The sequence below is a fragment of the Streptomyces sp. NPDC020884 genome (assembly GCF_044333935.1).
Lineage (GTDB): Bacteria > Actinomycetota > Actinomycetes > Streptomycetales > Streptomycetaceae > Streptomyces.
Genome location: NZ_JBIRRY010000016.1, coordinates 44,597 through 58,668, shown reverse-complemented (window position 1 = coordinate 58,668; position 14,072 = coordinate 44,597). Strand labels below are relative to the sequence as shown.

General features: G+C 73.6%; 9 protein-coding genes. 1 reads left to right on the top strand and 8 read right to left on the bottom strand.

Annotation, left to right across the window (positions count from 1 at the left end; translation table 11 throughout):
* Positions 1-63 precede the first annotated feature (63 nt).
* Positions 64-1,599 carry a pyridoxal phosphate-dependent decarboxylase family protein gene (locus tag ACH4UK_RS36085; RefSeq protein WP_398363383.1) on the bottom strand — a complete coding sequence of 512 codons (1,536 nt, stop codon included), beginning with the start codon at positions 1,597-1,599 and terminating at the stop codon, positions 64-66.
* 71 nt (positions 1,600-1,670) lie between these two features.
* On the opposite strand from ACH4UK_RS36085, the gene ACH4UK_RS36080 reads away from it, so the two are divergent.
* A complete protein-coding gene (locus ACH4UK_RS36080) occupies positions 1,671-3,770 on the top strand; it encodes a penicillin acylase family protein (RefSeq protein WP_398363351.1) in 2,100 nt (699 codons plus the stop codon).
* 28 nt (positions 3,771-3,798) lie between these two features.
* Here the strand turns inward: ACH4UK_RS36080 and ACH4UK_RS36075 are convergent, their stop codons facing one another.
* From ACH4UK_RS36075 to folE, 7 genes are read right to left on the bottom strand one after another with little or no spacing between them, the layout of a single operon-like run.
* A complete protein-coding gene (locus ACH4UK_RS36075; RefSeq protein WP_398363349.1) occupies positions 3,799-4,458 on the bottom strand; it encodes an NADPH-dependent F420 reductase in 660 nt (219 codons plus the stop codon).
* Positions 4,459-4,486: 28 nt separating this feature from the next.
* Positions 4,487-5,701 carry an MFS transporter gene (locus tag ACH4UK_RS36070; protein WP_398363348.1) on the bottom strand — a complete coding sequence of 405 codons (1,215 nt, stop codon included), beginning with the start codon at positions 5,699-5,701 and terminating at the stop codon, positions 4,487-4,489.
* The gene (locus tag ACH4UK_RS36065; RefSeq protein ID WP_398363346.1) at positions 5,698-6,537 is read right to left on the bottom strand and encodes an alpha/beta fold hydrolase; all 840 of its coding nucleotides are present in this window, start codon (positions 6,535-6,537) and stop codon (positions 5,698-5,700) included. The genes ACH4UK_RS36070 and ACH4UK_RS36065 overlap by 4 nt, the downstream gene beginning before the upstream one ends.
* The gene (locus ACH4UK_RS36060; RefSeq protein WP_398363344.1) at positions 6,534-7,091 is read right to left on the bottom strand and encodes a 6-pyruvoyl trahydropterin synthase family protein; all 558 of its coding nucleotides are present in this window, start codon (positions 7,089-7,091) and stop codon (positions 6,534-6,536) included. Before ACH4UK_RS36060 ends, ACH4UK_RS36065 begins: the two co-directional genes overlap by 4 nt.
* Complete coding sequence (locus ACH4UK_RS36055) at positions 7,088-11,563, bottom strand: SDR family NAD(P)-dependent oxidoreductase (RefSeq protein ID WP_398363342.1); 4,476 nt, start codon at positions 11,561-11,563, stop codon at positions 7,088-7,090. The genes ACH4UK_RS36060 and ACH4UK_RS36055 overlap by 4 nt, the downstream gene beginning before the upstream one ends.
* Entirely contained in the window at positions 11,560-13,422 is a 1,863-nt protein-coding gene (locus ACH4UK_RS36050; RefSeq protein ID WP_398363340.1) for a non-ribosomal peptide synthetase, read from the bottom strand. The genes ACH4UK_RS36055 and ACH4UK_RS36050 overlap by 4 nt, the downstream gene beginning before the upstream one ends.
* The gene (gene folE / locus ACH4UK_RS36045) at positions 13,419-14,024 is read right to left on the bottom strand and encodes a GTP cyclohydrolase I FolE (RefSeq protein WP_398363338.1); all 606 of its coding nucleotides are present in this window, start codon (positions 14,022-14,024) and stop codon (positions 13,419-13,421) included. Before folE ends, ACH4UK_RS36050 begins: the two co-directional genes overlap by 4 nt.
* Positions 14,025-14,072: the final 48 nt, after the last annotated feature.

The window sequence follows — 14,072 nt, the reverse complement described above, 5'->3', positions numbered from 1 at the left end:
TCGCGGTCGTTCGTCGGGTCCGGCTCCGGGGCGTGTCCTCACCGGCCCGTCCGGCGAGAGGCCCTAGCTCGGCCTGCCGGCCGTGTGGGCGAGGTGGTCGGCCGCGTGGCCCGCCAGGAGGTCCAGTACCTCGGCGATGTCGTCCAGCGTGGTTTCCGGGTTGAGCAGGGTGAGTTTGAGGTGGTGCCGGCCGTCGACCCTGGTCGCGGCCACCATGCCCGCACCTGATGCGGCGAGTGCCTCGCGTGCGTACAGGTTGGCGTCGTCGGTGAGCGGAGTTTCGGGGTCCACGTCCTCAGGCCGATAGCGGAAGACCAGCGTCGACAAGGGCGAGCGGATCGTCACCTCGAAGCGCGGGTCGTCACGGAGGAGGGAGTACGCCCCGTCCGCGAGGTCCACGACCTGGTCGAAGAGGATCCCCATGGCCTCGGCGCCCATGACCCGCAGGGTCAGCCACAGCTTGAGGGCGTCGAACCGGCGGGTGGTCTGGAGGGACTTGTCCACCTGGTTGGGCAGACGCCGCTCGGCCATATGGGCCGGATTGAGGTAGTCGGCGTGGTAGGTGCCGTGCGACAGGGTGGCCCCGTCCCGGACGACGAGCGCGCTGCAACTGACCGGCTGGAAGAAGGACTTGTGGTAGTCGACGGTCACCGAGTCGGCCCGCTCCACCCCGTTCAGAAGGTGCCGGCGGGTGGGGGAGACCAGCAGGCCGCATCCGTACGCCGCGTCCACGTGGAGCCAGATGCCGTGCTGCTCGCACACGTCGGCCGCGGACTCCAGCGGGTCGATGGTGCCGAAGTCGGTGGTTCCCGCCGTGGCGACCACGGCCATCACCGTCAGCCCCGCGGACGTCGTCCGCGCGACTTCGTCGCGGAGCGCGGAGACGCACAGTCGGCGGTCCGGTCCGGTGGGAACCGCGATCACGGCCTCCACGGGCAGGCCGAGCGTCTTGGCGGCCTTGGCGACACTGAAGTGCGCAGCGGTGGAAGTGATCACACGCATCCGCGCCATGTGGTCCTGACGGGCCCGAGAGGTGGACGCGCCGGCCCGGCTCAACGCCTCCTCCCGGGCCAGGAGCAGCGCTTGGAGATTGGAGTGGGTTCCCCCGCTGGTGAAGACTCCGTCGGCCCCCACGTCGAAGCCGATGCGACCGGCCGTCCAGTCGACCAGGCGGCGCTCGATGAGCGTCGCGCCGACGCTCTGGTCCCAGGTGTCCAGGGAGGAGTTGACGGCACTGAGCACGGCCTCGCCCAGCAGGGCGGGAATCACCACGGGGCAATTGAGGTGGGCGAGGTAGCGGGGGTGATGAAAGTACACCGCGTCACGGAGGTAAATGCGTTCCAGCTCGGCCATCGCGGCCGCGGAGTCGCCGAGGTGACGGTCGAGGTCCACCGCGTCGAGTTCCGGGGCAAGTTGTTCCGGCGTGATACCGGAAAACGGCCGCTCGGCGGCGGAGATGCGGTCGGCCACGGCGCTGATGCCACCGGCGAGGGACGTTGCATAGGCTTCGGTCGTACGTCCGTTGAACAGGTGAGTCCGGGCGTGGTCCGCTGCCGCGGAGGCGGCGGCCGACTGCTGCACGGTCTTGCCCTTCATCATCATGTCAGCTTTCTGGTCGCCCGTTAATATCAACCGAAAGGCATACCTTAGTCGTACCCGAGGAGCCCGGCTTGAGCGCCCGTATCCACAGAGACGCCCACGGCATACCCCACCTGTGGGCGCCGGACCTCCTCGAACTGGGCCGACTGCAGGGGGTGATGACGGCGCGGGACCGGGCCTGGCAGATCGAGGTCGAACGGCGACGCGCCCTCGGTTCATCCGCGGCCTTCCTCGGACCGGATCACCTGGCCTGGGACCTCCTCGCCCGGCGCGTCCGGCTGGAGGACACCGCCCGCCGGTGCTTCACCGACCTCTCCCCGGAGACGTCCGCATGGATGTGCGCCTACACCGAAGGCGTCAACTCCGCTCTGGCCCAAGCCGCCGACGCGGCACCGGAGTTCGCCGAGGCGGGGATCTCTCCGGGGCAGTGGGAGCCATGGGCGCCGCTGGCGATCTGGCTCTCCCACCATCTGCTGTTCGCCGGATTCCCCGCCAAGCTCTGGCGTGACCGCGTCGCATCGGCCCTGGGCCCGGACGCCCTCGCGCACTTCGCCACCGACGGACCGGTCACCGCCGGCAGCAACGGATGGCTGCTCAGCGGCGAACGCACCGTCTCGGGAAAGCCGTTGCTGGCCGGCGACCCGCACCGCTTCATCGAGGCGCCCGGCGTCTACCAGCAAGTGCGCTTGGCGTGCCCGGAGTTCGACGTGGTGGGATTCGCCGTCCCCGGGGTGCCGGGCATCGCGCACTTCGGTCACACCGGGGGCGTCGCCTGGGCCATCACCAACGCCATGGCCGACTACCAGGACCTCTACCGCGAGCGACTGAGACGTGTCCCCGCGAAGGACCGTCCCGGAGTGGAGTCCTGGGGGCCCGGCGGCTGGGAGCCCACGGACGTGCGGGCCGAGACCGTCGAGGTCGTGGGCCAGGAGCCCGTGACGGTGGAGACGGTGGAGACCGCGCGCGGCCCGGTCGTGATCGGCGGCCCGCCGTGCGACGACGTGCTTCCCGACGACCTGGACCCGGGGGCGACGGGCCGCTGGAGCGCGGTCAGTCTGCGCTGGCCCGCCCGCGTCCTGGGAACCCTCGGCTTCGACGCCCTGCCGGCGCTCCTGCGGGCCCGGACCGTCGAAGACGTCGACCGGGCCGTGGACGCTTGGGTGGAGCCGGTCAACGTGGTGATGGCCGCCGACACCGCGGGCGGTCTGCTGCACCGGGTCGCGGGGGCCGTCCCGGTGCGCGACGACGCCAACCGGCGGGGCGTCGTGGACGCCTGGGACCCCGCCGTCGCCTGGTCGGGCGGCTGGGAACCGCTGCCCCGGGCCGACGTGCACGGCCGGGCGGTCATGGCCAACGAGCGGTCGCTGGCCTCTCCTCTGGGCGTCGAGTTCGCCGCACCGCACCGCGCCCGCAGGATCGCCGCCCTGCTCGACTCCCGCCCCCGGTGGTCCGCGGCGGACCTGCCCGTCGTCCACACCGACACCCTGCTACCGACCGCCTCCCTGCTCCTGGACCGCCTGATCACCCCTCGGACGGACCTGTCCTCCCCGGCAGCGGCGCTGCGCGAGGAACTCCGCCTCTGGGACCGGCACATGGACGCCGGTTCGCGGGGAGCCGCCGTGTTCGCCGCCTGGCGCGGCGCCCTCGCCCGACGCCTGACGAACGACGCTGCCCTGTCCGGCCTCGGGGTGCGCCCCGACGACCCCGGTGTCTTCGTGCCCTGGCTCAGCCCTCTCACCCGAATCGGCCACGCGCTGGAACACCTGACGGCCCCCGGCGCCCTCCCCGACGTGGACGTGGCCGTGCACGCCCGGGACGCGTTGGAGGAGGTGGCGGCCGCAGGCGCGCCGGCGACCTGGGGGGAGACCCACCGCCTGGTGGTGTGGGAGGCCCTGCCGGAGGAGGGCGCCGATCGGCCGCCGGTCCACGGCGACCACGACTGTGTGATGTCCTCATCGAGCCTGCCGGGTTCGACCGATCTGAGCGCCCGCGCTTCGGCCGCCCGCTACGTCTGGGACCTGTCCTGCCGGGCGGACAGCGCGTGGATCACCCCGCTCGGGGCCGCCGGCCACCCCGCGTCCCCCCACCGCCACGACCAGCTCCCGCTGTGGCTGCGGGGCGAACTGGTGCCGGTCGCCACGGAGTGGGACGCGCTCACCGAGGAGCCCTGATCGCGGGGCGACCGGTGGGCCGAGGGCGTCAGCGGACGAGCTTGAACCCGAAGGCATGGGTGCCGAGCGCCTGAGAGGCGTCGATCCACATCCGCAGCAACATCTCGGTGGCGCGGGCCGTGCGGATGCCCCCGAGGTCGACGACGTCCCGCCAGCCCAGCGAACGCAAAAGGTCATCCACCCGGGCCTTGGCCGCGCGGTCGTCCCCGCTGACGAACACCGTGTGGTCCGGCCCCGCCGCGTCCGGGTCGGCCATCACCTGCGCGGCCAGCGTGTTGAGGGTCTTGACCACCAGCGCGCCCGGCAGCGCGCGCTGGATCGCCTCGCCGAGGCTGTCCGTGTTGACCGGGTCCAGGACGGCGTCCTCGCTGGACCAGTCGTACGGGCTGGACACGTCCACGACCACGTGTCCGGCCAGCCCGTCGGCGAGCGGGGCGAGCGTGTCGACGCACGCCGGTCCGGAGATCGCGTTGAGGACCAGGCCCGTCCGGTCGGCCAGGGCGACGGCGTCCGGGAAGCCGACCAGTTCCAGTGCGGGATGGCGGGCGGCGAGGAGGCGGAAGCCCGGGTTGCCCTCCCGGGTCGCCCCGGGGTCGCGTGTGCCGACGACCACCTGGTGCCCCAGGCCGAGGAAGGCCGGGGCGAGGACCTGGCAGACCGCGCCCGTGCCGAGGATGACGATCTTCATGCGTGGTGCCTTCCGTGAGGGTGGGTGTTCAGTGGACCGCGCGGATGCGGCGGACGAAGAGCAGCGAGGCCATCAGTGTCGCTCCCGCGAGCTGGCCGCAGGCGATCACCGCGGCGGTGGGTGCGTGGGCGCCGAGCCAGCCGCCGATGGCGAATCCGATCGGCATGAGCGCTTTGGTGCCGAAGAGGTTGACCGAATAGACGCGCGAGAGTATGCCCGGTGCCACGACCCGCATCAGCAGCGTCTCCCAGACGGCGAACCCGAACCCGCCGCACAACCCGCGCGTGGCCGCGAGGGCGACCGCGCCGGGCAGCCAGGTCGTCAGGACCATGGCGGCGCACAGGACATGGGCCGTGGTCCACGACGCGTACACGATCACCGCTCGTCGGCGTTCGGGCATGAGGCGCGCGTAGAGCAGCGCTCCGGCCGCGGCCCCCACACCGTAGGCGGTGGTGAGCAGGGAGAGGGTGCCGGCTCCGCCCGTGAAGTTCTCCTCGACCAGGCGCGGCAGCAGCGTCTGGGTCGGGCCCTCGGAGAGCAGCAGCGCCACCGCGGCGACGGGTATGGACACGAGCAGCGGTACGGACACGACGTACCGGGCGCCCTCGGCGATGTCCCGCAGCGGGCGGGAGGGGACCGCCAGGACCGGACGCGGCGGCGGGCGGAGCGCGATGGCGGTGCAGAGGGCGACGAAGAAGGCCGCGGCGGCCAGGCCGAGCACGGTCGCCATGCCCGCCGTCGCGTACACGACGCCGCCCAGTGCAGGTCCGGCGATGGCGCTGACGGACCGCACGAAACCGAGAGCGGCGTTGGCGGAGCCGATCAGCTCGGCGGGCACCGTGGCCGGGACCATCCCGCCGAAAGCGGGATAGAAGAGGCCGTCGAAGAGACTGACGAGCGAGGCGCACACGGTCAGGACGACCAGGTCGGTGCGGCCGGTGGCGGTGAGGACCGCCAGCGCCCCCACGGCCACCAGACGCCCGGTGTCGGCCAGGATCATCATGGCGCGACGGTCCCAGCGGTCGGCCAGCGCACCGCCGAGGAGCAGCGTGGCCACCTCCGAGACGGCGGCGGCTCCCAGGACGATCCCGGCGGCGCCGGGCGAGCCGGTGAGCCGGTAGGCGTACCACGACAGAACGGCCAGGTAGGCCCCGTAGGTGACCATGGACAGACTCTGGCCGGCGAGGAGCAGCCGGAAGTCACGGCTCCCGAGCGCCGAGGCCTTGGTGGTCACGGTCGTCACGACCCGTCCTCCAGCAGGGCGGCGACGGTCGCCCGGGGTGCGTCGATGTGCGGGGAGTGCCCGGCGCGGGCCACCACCCGCAGGGTCCCGTGGGCCGCGCGGGTGGTGAGCGTCTCGGCATCCGCCTGGGAGAGAAGGGCGGAGTGCGCCCCGCGCAGGATGAGCACCCCACCCGGACAGGCGGCGAGAGCGGCTGCGGTCCGCTCCGCCCGGTCCGCGAGAAGGGGCCGCTCCGACGCGGGGAGCGGCGGGGGCACGGGGGAGGGCGGCTGAGCCGCGAGGGCCGCGGTGATGGCGCGCAGGGTGCTCTCGGCGGCGAGCGGGTGCAGCCGCCGCAGGGAGTCACCCGGTTCCTCGTCCGGCAGCGCGACGAGCCGGGAGGCCTCCGGGCTGCCGGAGCCGGGGGAACGCGGGCCCGGGGCCGCGGGCTCGGCGCGGAGCCCGAAGTGCGTCGGCACCGGCTCCATCAGGGTGACGGTGGCGAAACTGGCCGAGGAGGCGGCGAGAAGAGCCGCCGGGGCCCCCGCGGAGTGCCCCAGGATGCCCGTCGCGCCGTGCTCACGGCAGGCCGCCGCCAGGGAGCCGGCCATCTCCCGCACACGCGCGTACGAGCCCCGGGGGGCGACGCTGCCGGCGGCGAGGGCAGCGGGGTCGGCGGCGAGCAGGGTCAGGTTCCGTGCGGCGAGCCAGCGGGCGAACGGCCCCCAGTGGGCCAGGTTCTGTCCCAGTCCGGGCACCAGGATGAGGCGCTCCCCGGCGCCGCGGGCACCGGGGAGCACGGGACGCACGGACGCGGCCGCGGGGGCCGCGCCCGTGCGCGGGGCGACGTCGCTCACCGCGGAGAGTCTCCCGGGACGGCGCTGAGGGTGACGGAGTTCTTGCGGCACTCGCGGGCCTCGACGCGGCGGATCCACACCCGCCCGTCGGTGGCCTCGTGGACCAGGCGTCCGGCCTCGTCCATGACCCAGGCGGCGGCCCCCTCCATTCCGGTGTGTTCCATGATCCGCAGGTCGATGACCCCGCGGGCGGCGAGCTCCTCGAAGAGAGGCCGTTCCGGATCGTTCCCGGCGACCAGGGTGGTGTGGTCGAACTGCCGGTTCAGCAGGGCCCTGACATTCTTCAGGGCACTGAAGTCGACGACGAACCCGGTGACCGGGTCGAGCTCGACACAGGCGAACTCGACCTCGAAGGACCGCTCGTAGCCGTGCAGGAAACGGCACTTGCCGTCATGCGCCCACGAACGGTGGCAGCAGGGAAGGTCGTCGAAGAGCTTGGTGACGGTGAACGCGGCGGCCGGATGCCCGCCGGGCGCGGGCGCACGGGTGGCGGCGGTCTCGTCGGCCCCGTGGGCGCAGGCGGCCGGGGCCTGGTCGTGGGTGTGGGTGGTCACTTGGCTCCTCCAGCGGCTGCCCGGCCGCGCAGCCGGCGGATCTCCGCCGCGGTCCGGGCGATGGTGGGGTTGTCGAACATGGTGATCACCGACAGGACGACGTCGAACCGCAGGCTGAGCCGGTGCGCGACGGTGACGCCGAGCAGGGAGTCGCCGCCGAGGGCGAAGAAGTCACTGCTGTCGGTGAGATCGCCGACGCCCAGCACGTCTGTCCATATCTCTGCGATGCCGGTCTCGACATCGGTGTCGGTATCGGCGGAGGCGCTGTGCTCATCGCCGGTGACGGCCGGCGCCTGCCGCTCGGCGGCCGTGCGTACCCACTGGTCGATACGGCGCTCGAAGTCGGCGGTGGAGATGAGGACCTGGTGCGGCTCGGCCATGTTCATCAACCGGCTGTAGAAGTCCTGGCCCTCACTGGGACGGATGGCGATCTCGGCGACGACACCGAAGTCCGGGGAGGCGAAGGAGGGCGACACCACCGACTGGTGGAGGGTGTCGTCGTCGCGCTCACGGAAGATCCACCCGTCCCAGTTGACCGTCATCCAGGGGATGTCGGCGTCGCGGTGACGCTCGGCGAAGGCGTCCATGAAGGCGTTGCCCGCGGTGTACGCGTAGAAGCCGAGGCCACCGAGGTGCGAGGAGAGGGAGGACTGCATGAGGACGAAGTCCAGCTTCCGGCCCCGCAGGAACTCGGCGAGCACGAGAGTGCCCTCGACCTTCGGGCGCAGGCGACGGACGCAGTCCTCGCGCCCGGTGTCGTCGAGGCCGCGGAAGGCCCGCTGGGTCTCGAAGACGCCGGCCGCGTGGACGACACCGTCGAGCCGGCCGAACCGCTTCTCGATGGTCTCGAAGAGCTCGGCGGTCTGGTCGCGGTCGGCCGCGTCGCAGCGGGCGGCCACGATCTCGCCGCCCAGCGCGACCAGCTTGCGGATGCGGGCCACACGCTCGGCCAGGGCGTCGTCGGCATCGTCGAGCGGCTCGCTGTTGCCGTTCTCCCACAGGGCGGAATCCGGGACGGCGTCCATGCCCGTGAGGATCAGGCGGGCCCGGCAGGTACGCACCAGGTACTCCGCGAGCGTCATGCCGATGCCACCGAGACCACCGGTGATGAGGTAGACGCCCCGCTCGCGCAGACGGAGGGGGAGCTCGCCCTCGGGGACGGGAGGCAGCTCGTCCCGTTCGTAGCTGCGCACCCAGCGCGCACCGGGGGCGAGCGCGACGGTCGTGTCGGTGGACGTGCCGAGGAGCTCCGCCACGAGCTCCTTCGACCAGGCGTCCGCCGGGAGGCCGGTGATGTCCAGGGTCCGGGCCGACATCGCCGGGAAGTCCTGCGGGACGACCAGCCCGGGACCGGCGAGCAGGGCCCGGTCCGGTACGACGTCGGCGGCGTCCGTGCTGACGGGATGCATGCCGCGGGCGGCGATGTCCATCCGCACGTGGCGCGAGCCCTGGAGCAGGCCGATCTCCTGAACGGCGTACAGCAGGGTGTAGAAACCGCGGTCGTACTCGGTGTCGAGGACGGCCAGCCTGGCGTCCAGCGTCCCGCCGTCGGCGAGCTGCCCGGTGCACCACAGGTGCACGACCCGGTCCACCGGCCGCCGGTCCAGGCCGAGGCCCCGGATCGCCGCCTTCACGGACGCTTCGTCCCCCGGGCGCACGACGACGACGCCGTCGCCGCTCCGGTCGGGACCGGACCCCTCCGGAACCAGCTGGACACAGTCGACGCCCCGGGCTCGCAGGGTGTCGACGACCCGTGCGCTCTCGCCGTCGTTCTCCGCCAGGACCAGCCACCTTTCGCCGGCGGCGTCGTGCGTACCCGGCCCGCGGCGGCGGAACCGCCAGCTGGGGTAATAGGCCCAGCGATCCAGGGACTTCTCGCGGCGGACGGTGCCCCTGGCCCGGGAGGAGTCGTCGTTCCCGGCGGCCGGAGCGGGCTCCTTCAAATGCTGTTCGCGGCTGAACACGCGGGTGGGCAGCTCGATCGTCCGTACGGGGCCGGGGTCGCCCGCCGGTGCGGTGTCGGCGGGGATTCCCGCGACCCAGAGGGCGGCGAGACCGTGGAACCACGCGACGCGCGGGTCCTTGTCGGCGCGCAGGGGGCGCACCGCGGCGCCGGCGGCCGGATCCTCCACGGCGCGGGTGAGGAACCCGTCCGGGCTGAGATCGACGATGACGCAGCCCCGGCCGGCGGCCGCCTCGGCGACGGCCCCGGCGGCCGGTGTCAGGTCCAGCGGCCCGGCGAGGTGGGCGGACCAGTATCCGGCGGCCAGGCCGGGGCGGCCGACGGCGGTGGTGACGAGGCGGGCCGATCCCGTTCCGACGGGGACGGCATCGGCGACCGGCGCGAACGCCGCGGCGACCTCGGCCAGCAGGGGGGAGTGATAGGGCAGCGCCGGGCCGAGCACCCGGTGCGGCACACCGGCTTCGGCGAGCAGGGCCACGGCCTGCGGAAGGGCGTCGGCGGCGAGGGACACGACGGTACGGTCCGCACTCAGGGTGACGGCGGGGGAGCACAGGCTCCCGGGCAGGACGGCGACGACACCGTCGGCGGGCAGCCGTACGGCGATCATGGCGCCGGGGGCCGCGTCCCGCAGCAGGCGGGCGCGGGCGACGACCAGGCGCAGAGCATCCTCGTCGCTGATGACGCCCGCGGCGGCAGCGGCGGCGTACTCGCCCAGCGAATACCCGACGATCCGGTCGGCGCGCACACCGCGAGCGGCGAGCTGTTCCGTCAGGGCCAGCAGCACCGCGGTGTGCAGGGCGTGGTCGGTCGGCAGGTCGCCGGTCTCGGCCGCGCCGAGCGCTGACTTCAGCGGGGGCAGCGCCGGTTCGATCGATCGTGCCGTGTCCCACAGACGCTCGAGAGCTGCGGTGAACCCGGTCTCCCAGCCGTACAGCGCGCGAGCGGTCGGCAGCAGGTCGCTGCCCTGACCGGGCAGCATCAGCAGCGTCTCGGCACCCGGCCGGCACCACCCCTCGACGGTGTGTTCACCGGTGCCCTCCAGCCCGGCGGCCAGCTCGGCGGGGTCCTCCCCGACGGTGGCGAGGCGGTAGGCGCGGTCGTCACGGCCCTCGCGCAGTGTGTGCGCGAGGTCGGCCGCGGCGGGGGCCCGCGCGGAGCGCAACGCGGTCGCCAGCGACCCCGCGGTGGCCAGGCAGGAGTCGGGGTCGGCGGCGGAGACCCGCAGTACGTGGGGTCCCGCCGCGGCGGAGGGGGTGGCCGGCCGCTTGTCCTGGTGGCCGCGGACGACCGCGTGCACATTGGTGCCGCCGAAGCCGAAGGAGCTGACCCCCGCGAACCGTTCGGCGACGGGCAGATCCAGCGCCTGCGCCGCACGGGGCAGCGAGGCGTCGCCGGGGCGGAGGGTGTCCATGGGCCGGTCGAGGTTGGCGACCGGAGGGATCACTCCGCGCGCGACGACCTCACAGGCCTTGATGAACCCGATGACGCCGGCGCCGACCCGCAGATGACCGAAGTTGGCCTTGGCGGAACCGAGCGGCGGCAGCGGGCTGTCGCCGAACGCGTCCGTCAGCGCGGAGAGTTCGCTGCGGTCGCCCAGCTGCGTACCGGTGCCGTGGCACTCCACGTACCCGACCCGGGACGGTGCGACCTCGGCGATCTCCATGGCCTGGGCCATGGCCTCCGCCTGGCGGGAAGCGCGCGGGGCGGTGAACGAGGCCTTCTCGGAGCCGTCGTTGTTGACGGCGGAGCCCATCAGGAGCGCGCGGACCGGCCAGCCCCGCTCCTCGGCGACGTCGGGGTCGGCCAGCAGCACCAGACCCCCGCCGGAGCCGAACACGGTGCCGCTCGCGGCGGCGTCGAAGGGACGGCAGACGCCGTCCCGCGCCATGATGCCGCCCTCCTGATAGAGGTAGCTGATGGGCTGGGGGAACTCGACGTCCATGCCGCCGGCCAGGGCCAGGTCGCACTCGCCCGCTGCGATGGCCTGCGCGGCGGTGTGGATGGCGAGCAGCGAGGAGGAGCAGGCGGAGCCGACGGACATGGCCGGTCCGGTCAGCCCGAGCTTGTACGCGATGCGCGTCGCGGCGTAGTGGCCGTCACCGCCCATGAGGGTGGGGAGACTGTCGTCGGCCGCCGCCCGCCCGTGGGTGGCCAGCAGATAGCCGCTCAGCCCGGTGGCGGCGTAGACACCGATGTCGTGCCCCAGCCCGTCGACGCGAACACCGCCCGCCTCCAGGGCTTCCACCGCGCATTCCAGCAGAAGGCGCTGCTGCGGGTCGATCTCGGCTGCCTCCCGGGGGGAATAGCCGAAGAAGTCGGCGTCGAACAGAGCGATGTCGTCCAGGACGCCGTAGGCGTGGACGCGGCCACCGGTGGTGGCGCCGACGTTGGTCGACGCGCGGGTGACGCAGTCACGGCCGTCGGCCACGATGCTCCACAGGTCCGCCACGTCGCGCCCGCCCGGCACGCGACACGCGTAACCGAGGACGGCTATGCCTTTGCCGTTCAACTCGTTGACTCCTCTTCCTGGGATCCGAGGGTGGGATCGGTGGATGACTGCTCAAGGGGGGAGACGGTGTCCCGTACGGCCCGGCGGCGGGTGCCCCGCTCGGCGAGCCCGGCCCGCCGGGCCGCGGCACCCCGGGCTGTCCGGGCGGGCCGCCGCGGGTCGGCGTCCGGGGTGAGGGCGGCGATCTGGAGGTCCAGCCGCGGGTGGTCGAGCAGGAAGGCCGCCGTGACGGGGCGGCCCAGCGCCTGGGTCAGCCGAGCGGCGGCCGTGACGACTCCGAGGGAGTCCACGCCCGCTTCGAAGAGGTTGGCGGTGTGGGGGATTCCGGCGCCGAGGATCTCCTCCCACACGGCTCGCACCGGGTTCGCCGGACCGCTGGGGGTGCTCGCACCGTTCGGGGGAGTGGCCGGCGCCCCGGCGTCGACCTTGCCGTGGGCCGTACGGGGCAGCGCGTCGACGAGCACCAGGCGGACGGTGAGGGGCATGCCGAGAGCGGCGGCGACCTGACCCCGGATGCGCTCGGCCGTCGCCCCGGAGCGGTCCCGGGGCACGGCCACCACCTGGAGACACTCCTGCGGGGCCAGGCCCGCCAGGCGGATCTCCGCCGCGGCGGCGGACACTTCGCGGACCCGCCCCCCGGTCAGCAGCGCCTGTTCGACCGCGTCCAGCGACACCCAACGGCCCGCGACCTTGAGGCGTCTGCCACCTCGTCCCACGATCCGCAGGCCGCCGTCCCCGGCCCAGCGGCCCAGGTCACCGGTGCGGAAGGCGTGCGCGCCCACCGGCCCGACGGGCACGAAGCGGCCCGCCGTCTCCACCGGGTCGAGATAGCCGGCGGCGACGCCGGGGCCCTGGACGTGGACCTCGCCGGTGGTCACCCGGTCGTGCGGCGGGACGGGCGTCCCGTCGGCCGCCAACAGGGTGACCGTCGTACCCGGGAGGGGGTGGCCCACGTATCCGGCCATGACATCGGCCACGGAGGCGGCGGTGACCCGGTCGGCGGTGACCTGCCCGGCCGTCTCCGTGGCCGCGTAGGTGTTCACGACGACGCTCTCGCCACCGCCCGGCAGGGCCAGGAACTCGGTGAGCTGTCCCCGGTGCGCGGGCTCGCCGCTCAGGAGGACGAACTCCGGTGCCCCGGCGTCCTCTTCGAGCAGCCGCGCGGTGAGCAGGGACAGCTCGGACGGGGTGAGGCAGAGCATCGTACGGCGGCCCTCGGCCCGTACCGTCTCGCTGAACGCGCGCAGTCCGCCGCAGGTGAGCGGTGTCTCCCGCGCCACCAGGGCGATCTCGCCGCCGAAGGCGAGGGCGCCGAGTATCTCGCACATCGAGTAGCCGAACGAGAGCGGATGGAACTGCGCCCAGACCAGGCCGGTGGGGAAACCGAGTTGCGGCGCGGCGCGCAGGCCGCCGAAGACGTGCCGCAGGCCCTCGCGGGTCACGACGGTCTCCTTGGGAGCACCGGTGCTGCCGGACGTCGACATCACGTACGCGGCGTCGGCGGGAAGGACGCGCCGGCCGGCGAGGGCCTCGGCGACCCCCGGGCCGGTCCCCGCGCCGGGCGGGAGGGCGACGAAGGCGGCTCCGACGGCGAGCACGGCGAGGACGTCCACGACCGCTGCGGCCGTGCGCTCCGCGTCCACCCGTACCAGCCGGCCCGGTCCGGCCCCGGCGGCTCGCAACTCCTGCGCCCGTGCCGTGATCGCGGCGGCGAGCTGCCCGTGGGAGAGGGTGAGGCCCCCGGCGTCCCGGAGCGCGGGTGCGTCCGCGGCCGGAGCGTCCGGGACCGGCGCCGCGCCCAGGCACAGGGCGAACAGGTCCACGCGCTCCGCCGCCGGGGCGGGCCGCCGCGAGCTCATCGCCAGCCCATTCCGTTGCCGCCCGCGCTCTCGGTCCGGCGCAGGAACTCCTCGCGGCGGTGCGGGTCCTCGCGCAGTACGCCCCGCAGCGCGGACGTCGTGGTCCAGGAGCCGATCGCCTTGATGCCCCGGATCGACATACAGGTGTGCTGGGCCTCGATCACGGCGCCCGCGCCCAGCGGCTCCAGCTCGTCGGTCAGCCAGGTGGCTATGCGGGTGGTCATGCGCTCCTGGATCTGGAGACCGCGTGCCGACGCCTGGACCACGCGCGCCAGTTTGGACAGGCCGAGCACGCGCTTGCCGGGGACGTAGCCGACGTGGGCCACGCCGAAGAACGGCAACAGATGGTGTTCGCACAGCGAATGGAAGGGAATGGCGCGGACGAGGACGAGTTCGTCGCAGCCGTCGTCGTTGGGAAAGGTCGTCGCCGTGAACTCGTGCGGTTCCAGGAGCTCGCGGTAGGCGGCGGCGACCCGGCGCGGGGTGTCGGCGAGGGACTCGCTGTCCAGGTCCACGCCGAGAGCTGTCAGCAGATCGGTGATGGCCTGTTCGGCGGGGTCGGGCCGGCTGGCGGGGGACGCGGTGTCACTGATCGTGGGCATCGTCATTCCTCGGTCGGTGGACGGACGCCGCGGGCGGGGCGCTGTCGG